Origin of the sequence: Blautia sp. Sow4_E7 (genome assembly GCF_052116245.1) — a bacterium.
Classification (GTDB): domain Bacteria; phylum Bacillota; class Clostridia; order Lachnospirales; family Lachnospiraceae; genus Blautia_A.
In genome coordinates, this window is the sequence record NZ_JBQKLL010000068.1 from 1 (window position 1) to 7,128 (window position 7,128).

The 7,128-nt window shown below is 39.4% G+C and carries 12 protein-coding genes; 1 reads left to right on the forward strand and 11 read right to left on the reverse strand.

Annotated features, from left to right (window positions below; all coding sequences use genetic code 11):
• Window positions 1-172: 172 nt before the first annotated feature.
• The 4 genes from ACTQ50_RS18615 to ACTQ50_RS18630 all read right to left on the reverse strand — a co-directional run bounded on the left by ACTQ50_RS18615 (window position 173) and on the right by ACTQ50_RS18630 (window position 1,605).
• Window positions 173-304 (reverse strand): hypothetical protein, encoded by a 132-nt coding sequence (locus ACTQ50_RS18615; RefSeq protein ID WP_441485409.1) that lies wholly within the window; start codon window positions 302-304, stop codon window positions 173-175.
• Between the two features lie 2 nt (window positions 305-306).
• A complete protein-coding gene (locus ACTQ50_RS18620) occupies window positions 307-600 on the reverse strand; it encodes a hypothetical protein (protein WP_441485410.1) in 294 nt (97 codons plus the stop codon).
• A complete protein-coding gene (locus ACTQ50_RS18625; protein WP_441485411.1) occupies window positions 587-874 on the reverse strand; it encodes a hypothetical protein in 288 nt (95 codons plus the stop codon). Before ACTQ50_RS18625 ends, ACTQ50_RS18620 begins: the two co-directional genes overlap by 14 nt.
• 401 nt (window positions 875-1,275) lie before the next feature.
• On the reverse strand, window positions 1,276-1,605 hold the full coding sequence (locus ACTQ50_RS18630) for a hypothetical protein (RefSeq protein ID WP_441485412.1): 330 nt from the start codon (window positions 1,603-1,605) through the stop codon (window positions 1,276-1,278).
• 346 nt (window positions 1,606-1,951) lie between these two features.
• On the opposite strand from ACTQ50_RS18630, the gene ACTQ50_RS18635 reads away from it, so the two are divergent.
• Entirely contained in the window at window positions 1,952-2,143 is a 192-nt protein-coding gene (locus ACTQ50_RS18635; RefSeq protein ID WP_441485413.1) for a hypothetical protein, read from the forward strand.
• A gap of 292 nt (window positions 2,144-2,435) precedes the next feature.
• Here ACTQ50_RS18635 and ACTQ50_RS18640 read toward each other — a convergent pair whose 3' ends face one another.
• The 7 genes from ACTQ50_RS18640 to ACTQ50_RS18670 all read right to left on the reverse strand — a co-directional run bounded on the left by ACTQ50_RS18640 (window position 2,436) and on the right by ACTQ50_RS18670 (window position 7,053).
• Window positions 2,436-2,675, reverse strand: a complete 240-nt coding sequence (locus ACTQ50_RS18640) for a hypothetical protein (RefSeq protein WP_441485414.1) — start codon at window positions 2,673-2,675, stop codon at window positions 2,436-2,438.
• Between the two features lie 59 nt (window positions 2,676-2,734).
• On the reverse strand, window positions 2,735-3,559 hold the full coding sequence (locus tag ACTQ50_RS18645) for a hypothetical protein (RefSeq protein ID WP_441485415.1): 825 nt from the start codon (window positions 3,557-3,559) through the stop codon (window positions 2,735-2,737).
• A gap of 3 nt (window positions 3,560-3,562) precedes the next feature.
• On the reverse strand, window positions 3,563-3,823 hold the full coding sequence (locus tag ACTQ50_RS18650) for a hypothetical protein (protein ID WP_441485416.1): 261 nt from the start codon (window positions 3,821-3,823) through the stop codon (window positions 3,563-3,565).
• Between the two features lie 22 nt (window positions 3,824-3,845).
• Window positions 3,846-4,196 carry a hypothetical protein gene (locus ACTQ50_RS18655; protein WP_441485417.1) on the reverse strand — a complete coding sequence of 117 codons (351 nt, stop codon included), beginning with the start codon at window positions 4,194-4,196 and terminating at the stop codon, window positions 3,846-3,848.
• A gap of 483 nt (window positions 4,197-4,679) precedes the next feature.
• Window positions 4,680-5,189 (reverse strand): terminase small subunit, encoded by a 510-nt coding sequence (locus ACTQ50_RS18660; RefSeq protein WP_441485418.1) that lies wholly within the window; start codon window positions 5,187-5,189, stop codon window positions 4,680-4,682.
• Between the two features lie 144 nt (window positions 5,190-5,333).
• The gene (locus ACTQ50_RS18665; RefSeq protein WP_441485419.1) at window positions 5,334-5,558 is read right to left on the reverse strand and encodes a hypothetical protein; all 225 of its coding nucleotides are present in this window, start codon (window positions 5,556-5,558) and stop codon (window positions 5,334-5,336) included.
• Window positions 5,559-5,703: 145 nt separating this feature from the next.
• Window positions 5,704-7,053, reverse strand: coding sequence for a DNA primase family protein (locus ACTQ50_RS18670; protein ID WP_441485420.1), 1,350 nt, complete (start codon window positions 7,051-7,053; stop codon window positions 5,704-5,706).
• Between the last annotated feature and the right edge of the window lie 75 nt (window positions 7,054-7,128).

Genomic DNA, 7,128 nt, shown 5'->3' on the forward strand with positions numbered 1-7,128 from the left:
AAACTGTTCAGGAATAACAGATACAGAAAAAATACTACCTGAAAATCGAGGGGACCTTCCTATCTGAGGTCTCCTGGGAGTCGTACACGGGTGGTTATTCATCGCTTACGATATATTTTCTGTTTTTGTAATTTTTTCTATCATCTCATTAATTTCTTTCTTGTAATCCATGCTATTTTTCATTTTGTGTCCCTTCTGTGACAATATCCTGGTAAACATCAGATACAATAATCCATATATAACGCAAAACTCTTCTTGACTGGATTTTGTTAAGCAATTCAATAATCTCTTTTCTGTAATCCATATTTACTCCTTCTGTGCCTCTGCTCTTTTTCTGAATCGCATGGTTGCCAAACAATCTGAAAAGCTAAGTATCTTCTTAATTTCATCGGTTTCATTCACACACAAAATATTCCAGATCAAAAAGAATCTCGCCTGGTCTTCTTCTGACATGCTCATAAGCTTTTCTTCTTTGCTTCCGTCCAAAAGAATTTTTGCAACTTCATAAGTTCTTTGCAAGAAATATCTGTTTTTATTCTCCGCTACAATCTCTGCAATTGCTTTTCTGCAAGGAACCTGAGTTAAATCACATCTCTCCATCGTTTTCTATCTCCTGTTCCTCTTCAATCTGATGTTTATAGGCACTCTTCACAAATCCATATATAAATGTCAATGTTTCCTCAGAATATATACGTGAGATAAAATTAATGATATCAAGCTGCATTATAGCAACAGCTTTCTGGGTATAATACAAATCTCTTAGCTCTTCCGTTTTATGCAGTTTCAATTTCAACTCTTCAACTTCTTTCTGCTGATCTGCAATAATCTCACTTGCTAACGGCTGATAATTTACATCTTTTGTATTTCCGTTCATTGTCATTCCTCCATAAAATTCTTGCTAGGGGCTAACAGGAATGATATACTTTTCCCTGTAGCCCTGTGATTTGCTTGTTTCCGGGTTACGCGCCCCTGTCGGAGTTGCCGCTCTGGCAAGGGCATTTTTATTAAATTCCTTTTCCATCATGTGTGATCTGGAACAGAATGGTACACATCACACCAGAAAAGAAAATTAATACTGCTTCTGTTGCTGTGAACATCTCTCAAACTCCTTTCTTTTAGCATGCTCCGCATCCACCAAAGGACGAAGTAAAGCAAGTTCTTGATTTATTTGTTGTAGCTCTCCCTCGTATTCTGGAAGCCACTCAACGCCATTATGCGTTAAGATATATGCTTTTCAGCTTGCCAACTGAATATATCTCAAAACCTCTTCTACTGTCATATTGGCTGCACCTGGGATTCCCCGAAAAAGCTCGCCTTATAAGTAGCACCATCTCCCCGGCTTCCCCAAATCAACACTGTGCTAAACAATGCCTTGTTTCCGTGAACAACCTCAAATCCGAGTTCTTTCCACCTAGCCCATGTATTAACAGGCTCGATTATATTTGCCGTTTTTTTGGCTTCTGCAATGCGACTATTGTTTACTTTCTCAGCCTTTATGGAAAGCCATGCTCTGTGAAGGCTTTCAGCGAAATTGATACCCTTTTCCTTATTCTGGCGGTAAATCTTCCACGCCTTTGTCATAAGTCTGCTTAAATCGTATCTCATGTATATACACTCCTTTCTCTTCTGGGAATCCCGATCAGCCCCGGCAGGTCTTAAACCAATCTCGACAACTCCTGTGTCTTTGCTTACCCTTGCCCGATATTATGTCAGTGTCTTTGGTATATCTTGCGATCTCATCATTTTCACTTTTCGCTGTTCTGTTCCCTTGAACTGATTATAGTATAGTACATACGTACACATATATCAATTGGCATTCTTCACAAATATGTGTACGCATATTTTGTTATTTTGTATGTGTACATATATTGTTATTTATGTTATACTTACAGTACAGTGGGAAAGGTATTGCCATATTACCGCCCCTATTTATTTGAAAGAAGGTGTTATTTTGCCATTAACTGAAAGTCAGAAAAAAGCAAATACTAAATATCGCGAAAAAAGTATTAAGCGCATTCCACTTGATGTTCAAAAAGAAAAATATGAAAAAATCAAAATGGCAGCAGAAGCCGCCGGGGAATCTATAAACGGCTATATTAAAAAAGCTGTAGATCAGCGCATGGAGCAGGACTGCAAAAAGTAATCAAGCCTAATAAAGAGAAAAAGTACTTGAACATTTGTTCTTTTTGTGCTATTCTAAAAATAGGTTAACGCCTGCGTGGAACTTTACCGAACTCTCCCCGCGCATAAATCTACACAAAAAGGATAGTTTCATTTCCTTGAATGAACGAATAAAAAGGGCTGCTCTTTCGTTGGAGTGGTCTTTTTTATTGCGTTTCTGTGCTATTTGTGCTATAATATTCAGTAGATAACGATCACCTTTCTAGGACCCCCGGTTATTCAATGCACGCATAAGAGTAACCGGGGTTCTCTTTTTATTGACTTAGAATTTTTCTCATGGCAGTTTCTGTCTGCTCTGAGATTTTCCAGATTGGTTTTGAATCATCCCGGAGCATATTCACTAGCAGAGTTTGAACCGCATAGTATGCGTTCATAGAATCGCCCAGCTCTTGTTTTGCGAGTTGAAAAGCTTTCTCAATACGTCCGCGCGGTACTTGATAATGTTTAGAACAAAATTCAGTTGCCAGACATTCAATAACTTCTTGATCTGTCACAGTTAGCCCTCCTGTTTGCGCCCCGGCACCAGATTGCCAGCACCGGGAAACGCTCTTGTTTACTCAAATTCTGGGTTTACGCTAAAACCAGACTGCTGCATCCGACTTGAATACTCTTTTGCGAACTGACTTGCCAGAGAAGTCGCACCTGCTGGCTTTGCACTAATCCCCAGGTCATCACTTACCTCGACAATCTCTATATCTTCTTTAGATTTTTCTTGTTTTTCTCTATAATACTTCACTGGATCAACTCTTGAGATAGTAATATCCTCAACTGTAGACTCATTATATCTCTGTTCTAGTCTGTCAATAAACTGTCCATTCACAGATAGCTTGATATTAACCATGTCACCAGTTGTAAGGTTATCGTGTTTAGTCGAGCCATCATATTTTTGAATAATTTCTTTTATCTTGTTGTGAGTTTCGCTGATCACCTGATTTGCTGCGTATTCATTCGGCAAAGTCATTTTATAGTTACTTTTTTTTGCAATATCCAACAGTTTCCGACAACAAAAATCACTTTTTGACTTCATGCATTCTCTTGCAATATCCTTTAATTCTTCTTCATTCAGCTGAATATTCGCATTTGCAATAATGTTCATTTTTTCCAGAAGATTCGTGTTGATAAATCCCGCCAAAAATTTTCCCTCGTTTCGACCACGCATGGAAGCGGTCACGCCGTCCAGTCGTGCAAGCGCTCTCTTCCTGGAAGATTCCAGAAGTGGTGCGTATTCGGCAGAAATGTTTTTTAATTCATCCGGCAAGGCTGATTCTTTGAATTTGCTTCTTGCACTACTGATCTCGTTACTCTTTTTACTTGACAGACCCTCAAATTCCGCTCTAAAATCTTTCAGTATGATTCGATAATTGTCAAATTTCGCCATTTTTTATTCTCCTTTCGCTTCTGGTTTAAGAACTTCAACTACAGTTGCTATAATTTCTTCACCACCATCACGGCTTTGACGTGTACTAAATCCTAATTTCACGAAATCCCAAGGTCTAACTTCCATATTCTCAGGCAAAAAAGCCCTTGCCAGCTTTCCACAAAAGTTAACAGTTGCACTTTTATAATAATATGGTTGTCCATTTTCGCAGACTCCGCGCTCGGAATTTATTGTAATTACTTTAAAATACTTTTTTTCATTCATTCTTTTTATTCTCCTTTCAAATTCAACTTGTCCATTTTTGTGGTGATAATATAAACTTCTGGCGTTGCGGCTCCGAAATGATGTATTGTGAAATGTCCTCGCCCTGCTCTATCAGCTGTGCTTTCGCTGCCTCAATTTCCAAAACTGCCTCTTCTTCTGATACATCGAGCATTGCGGCAATATCCTTTTGAGTAAATACCTCCGATATGCCGAACTGCTCACCAAACACCATACGAAGACCATGAAATGTGCTTTCAACTGTCAAATCATAATTTCGGACACCATTTTTCATCATTCGGATTAACTCTTTTTTATCCACCCCAAATCGGGAATAGGTTTTCATTAGTTCCGTAGCCGCTTCTTCAATCGTCATTTTTTCAATCTCCTTTCTAGCCTAATAAATGCTTAGGTTTGCTTTAATCTCTGTTAATTGGTTGCTTATTTCGCTTAAATTTCGTGGTTTCTGCGTTCAATGGTAAATCCGTCCATCTATGACGCAAAAGCCGAAATTCGGGCGTTTAATGCTTACTATTGTGTAGGTTGTAGGGGTGTCCGTACTAGCCACCCCCTTTTTTGTTTTTTGAAAAATTTTGAGGGAGCTTGATATTAAAAGCCTTTTTTATTTGCGCGAGTGGAAGGGTAGGTTATTCAGCCCAAGATGGGCGGCATATATCCCCCCTCCGGGGGCGTTCCTGCTGCCTGTTCATAGCTGATTTTTCAGCCATGAAAATGTATTGTTTTTCTCGGAATAAATCATTCTCGTGCTTTGAAATGCCCTATTTATAAGGCTTTGTGCCATCTGTCACGCACGATTATGACAATATTTGTGACAAATCGGCAGCAGTTAGCCCATATATTACAGTTCGGGCGGTTCCATGTCCGGCACATCCAGGGCGGCGGCGTGTCTGGCTGCGATCTCGGCGGCGGTCTGCGTTGGCACATTGCTCTTATTATGTGGCGTATCTAAAACTATCGCCTCAGTATACCCAAAATGATTTTTTTGGAGCCAAATCCCATAAACACAAGGGATTTTATTATTCATTGCAAAGTCTGTCAGCATGGCATTGATTAGAGCTTTGGCACGTGCCACAATTTCTCCCATCTCATCACCAGCTTGCTCCCATAACCATAGATTCTGCCGGGAAGTCCCCAACGCTAAAGCCAGCCCTTCAACAGATGGCTTACGATCCGCAGACTGGCAAAATTGAAAATATTCTGCAATACGCTGTTTTGCTAGCTCTACCTCTCCTTTCCGCACTGGCGGCAACTCCCACAATGTTTCATATCCTTTAACCATAGAACTAATCTCTCCAGGCTTCACGGATGGTTGTTGTGCATTTGGAAAATTCGATTTAGGATTGCTCATTTTATCACCTCTTCTCTTTTTTTAGATGTCAATTCTGTGCGTTGTGGTGGGCTTCCTGTCCCACTCTTACGCTTGTTATTTGCTATTATGTCCCTGCTCCATTGTGTGAATTTATCGAGCCTGTGTCCTGGCTCCGCTCTAACCCTATCGTCCATGTTTACTCTCCCTTTCCAGCTCCGCGCAAACAGCCAACAGTAACGATTGCAAAAACTTTCGTTCTGGCTTATCTGCATATCGTTTATCAAGTTCCGCACACTCCTGGTCAAGCTGCTGCCAGCGTTGCTCGTCCTGTTGCTGGATACCAAAATATTTTTTGTGCAGCGTCCAAACTTCTTGCCAAATTGAAAAATATTCTTGCTTAAAATCCAATGTTCTCCTTTCCTCGACACAAGGTCGAACCCTTGTAGTTAATAATGCACTGGTAGCAAAAGGGGTGCATTTTTCAAAATTCTTTTTATATTTCATTTTTTACATATGTGATAAATTAAAAAATGTTTGCCCCTTTTACTACCACCTATAAAAATGGGTTTTCTTCTGTCTCCATAAACTTTAATTCCAATCCAGAAAAATAAACCGTTCCGTGTACCTTCGTTTCTCGATAACCTTTTGTCCGCAAAGCCTTATAAAATGCGGTTTTTCGCAATGGTTCGCGTTCTTCTTCCTTGCAAAAATTCTCATACGCAGAGAGCAAATCTGGACGTTTTACCCTGGCTTTTTGATCTCGAACACAGCATTCTTCTATAAACGCTTCTGTCGTATCAGATTCGATTTTCATTCGCGTAATTTCCCCCAGGTTTGCCCCCGACTCGTATATTTGCCCCCGTTCAAGGGCTTGTTTTGCCCCCTCAACCAATCCAGATATAACTGCTTCAACCTCTTTTTCATCACTTAACTTTGATTCAAGGTCTGGAATAAATGCCCCCTCGTCATTAAAACGAATAATAAGTAATCGTCGATAAAACCCATTTGATCGGTCATCCAGAACTTGCGGAAGCTCATTGCAAGAGAATATAAATTTTGCACGATTCTTAAAAAAGAAAATCTCTCCACCCTTATACTCGCCCTGCACCAGGTCTTCGCCTGTCAACTGTTTAATCACGGATGTGTCTTTTAATGGAGCATTTTCCAGATCACCGCAAACATTCACGGTTTTGTAAAGTAACTTTGCCGTTGTAAAACGATCAGAAATTTTCTGCAAAGGTATCGCAGACGCATTTTCTATTCCTGTCAATCTCAATAACTCATTTAAAATTACACTTTTTCCACAATTTCCCTTTCCTGTCAGAATCATAAATTTCTGAAAGAATATTTCAGAAAAAAGACACATCCCCATAAATTCAAGCAGCATCTTTTGATTATCTTTATCGGGAATCCTACTCTGGATAAATTCATAAAAAGTCGTGTCTTCAATCTTTAGACCTGGCTTATAATCATGTGGAATCTGGCTAATAGCTCTATACTCCGGTAAATGCTCATATATTTTCCCAGTCTTAACATCTACCATTCCATTTCTAAAATTCACCCATTCTTTCGGATAAAGATTAATCTCATCTGGTTCTTGTTGTATCTGGAAATCTGTTATAAGCAGCCTGTACACTCTATCTATCCGTGGAGCAGTTTGCAATTCTTCAACCATACAGTTTCGAATAAGGGTTTTAAGCATTACTCCGTTTTTATCCTCACGATAAACGCCGCCCACATAATAGAAAGGTTTTCCAGATATAATCATCAAATTATTATTTTCAATAATATAATTTGAAATTCTAGCGTCTATAATATCGTAGGGCTTTCCTCTCTCACTGAATTTATGAAACCTCTTCAATTTTTCGTAAGCGCCTAATAACAGGGTGGATTTAACTTCCACCGAAAATCTGCCATAATCATAGAGGATAGACGCCAGCATTTTACTACAGATCTGATGCTAGGATCTGTGAAATGC